Source organism: Streptomyces sp. P5F9 (assembly GCF_057961495.1).
On record NZ_JBXVPZ010000784.1, the window covers coordinates 1 to 2,517 of the forward strand.

Annotated in this window: 1 protein-coding gene; it reads left to right on the forward strand. The window is 70.8% G+C overall.

Going from position 1 to position 2,517, the window contains the following annotated elements; genetic code table 11:
* Positions 1 to 182 precede the first annotated feature (182 nt).
* A partial coding sequence (locus AC31A1_RS50005; RefSeq protein WP_489659693.1) for an ATP-dependent Clp protease ATP-binding subunit occupies positions 183 to 2,517 on the forward strand: 2,335 nt, incomplete at its 3' end.

Consider the following 2,517-nt stretch of genomic DNA (forward strand, 5'->3'; position numbering starts at 1 on the left):
CGGGGACGTGGGGGGCGCGGGGCGTGCCGGGGCTGTGCATGACCCGGCGAGTCTATGCGAGCACGCCGTGTGGTGCCCGGTGACCTGCGGGGGTGCGGGGGTGCGGGGGCGTCCGCGCTGTGCAACGTTGGAAGGCACGGATACCAGTCGCCGCCCAGTCGCCGCACGGAAGGTCCGTGGTCATGAGCACTCCCGGATTCGGGTTCGGACGCAGCCCCTTCGAGGAATTCGACGAGCTGATGTCCCGGTATTTCGGCGGTTCGGGTCCGGCGGCACCGTCACGCCGGGCCCAGCGCGTCGACATCGGCAGCCTGCTCTCCGAACGGGCCCGTGAGCTGGTGGCCCTGGCGCGGGACGTCGCCGCCGTCGAGGGCAGCGAGGAACTCGACGCCCGGCATCTGCTGGCCGCCGCCACCGAGCAGGAGTCGACCCGGCGGCTGCTCGCCGAGGCGGGCGCGGACCCCGATCGGATTCGGGAACGGCTGACCGCAGGTGCGGACGGCGGTCCGAAGTCCGAACCCAGCACGCTCACCCCGGCGGCCAAGCGGGCCCTGCTCGACGCGTACCGGATCTCCCGCGCCGAGGACTCCTCCTACATCGGCCCCGAACACCTGCTGCGGGCCCTCGCCGCCAACCCCGAGTCGGCCGCCGGACAGGCCCTCGCGGGCAGCGGCTGGGAGAGCGCAGGGTCGCCCACCGGTGCCGAGCCCGAGCGGAAGCGGCCCAGCAGTACGCCCACCGTCGACGAGTACGGGCGCGACCTCACCGAGGACGCCCGTGCCGGGCGGCTCGACCCGGTGATCGGGCGGGACGACGAGGTCGAGCAGACCATCGAGGTGCTGTCCCGGCGCAGCAAGAACAACCCCGTCCTCATCGGCGACCCCGGCGTCGGCAAGACCGCCGTCGTCGAGGGCATCGCCCAACGCATCGTCGCCGGTGACGTGCCGAAGACCCTCGAAGGCAAGCGGCTCGTCTCCCTGGACCTGGCCGGGATGGTCGCCGGCACCAAGTACCGGGGCGAGTTCGAGGAGCGGCTGAAGAAACTCCTCGACGAGGTGAGCGAGCACGGAGACGAACTGGTGCTGTTCCTCGACGAGTTGCACACCGTCGTCGGCGCGGGTGGAGGTGGGGACGGTGCGCTGGACGCGGGGAACATGCTCAAACCCGCCCTGGCCCGTGGGCAGTTGCACCTCATCGGTGCCACGACCGTCGACGAGTACCGCAAGTACATCGAGAAGGACTCCGCGCTGGAGCGCCGCTTCGCGCCCATCCTGATCGGCGAACCGACCGTCGACGACACCATCGAGATCCTGCGCGGCCTGCGCGACCGCTACGAGGCCCACCACCAGGTCCGTATCACCGACGAGGCCGTCGTCGCGGCGGCCGAGCTGTCCGACCGGTACATCACCGCGCGCTTCCTGCCCGACAAGGCCATCGACCTGATGGACCAGGCCGCGGCACGCGTACGGCTGCGCGCCAAGACGCCGCTCTCCGACACCCGTGACACCGAGGACCGGCTCGCCGCCCTCAACCGGGAGAAGGACCAGGCCGTCGCCGACGAGGAGTACGAGCGGGCCAAGGAGATCCGAGACCAGATCAAGGACACCGAGGCCGAGTTGAAGGCGGGCGGCTCCGCCGAGGAGCAGGCGCCCAAGGTCACCGCCGAGGACATCGCCGAGGTCGTCTCCCGCACCACCGGCATCCCCGTCGCCCAGCTCACCGAGGAGGAACGCGCCCGGCTGATGAAGCTGGAGGAGCACCTCCATGAGCGGGTCGTCGGCCAGGACGAGGCGATCACCGCCGTCGCCCGCGCGGTACGCCGTGCTCGCGCCGGCATGAGCGATCCGAACCGGCCCATCGGCAGCTTCCTGTTCCTCGGCCCCACCGGCGTCGGCAAGACCGAACTGGCCCGCGCGCTGGCCGCCGCCCTCTTCGGCGACGAGAGCCGCATGATCCGCCTCGACATGAGCGAGTTCCAGGAGCGGCACACCGTCTCCCGCCTGGTCGGAGCGCCTCCCGGATACGTCGGCCACGACGAGGCCGGCCAGCTCACCGAGGCCGTCCGCAGGCAGCCGTACGCCGTGCTGCTGCTCGACGAGGTCGAGAAGGCGCACCCCGACGTCTTCAACACCCTGCTGCAACTCCTCGACGACGGACGGCTCACCGACTCGCAGGGACGCACGGTCGACTTCAAGAACACCGTCGTGATCATGACGTCGAACATCGGCGCCGACCGCATCCTCGCGGCGGGTGTCGACGACTACGCCAAGGTCCGCGAGACGGTGATGCCGGTCCTGAACCAGCACTTCCGCCCCGAGTTCCTCAACCGCATCGACGAGATCATCGTCTTCCGCGGCCTGGAACGCGCCCAACTCCGCGACATCGTCGACCTGTTGCTGGAACACACCCGGCGCAGGCTGCACGCCCAAGACGTCACCCTGGAGGTCACCGACGCGGCGGCGGAGCTGCTCGCCAACCTCGGCTACCAACCCGACTTCGGTGCCCGCCCTCCCCCAA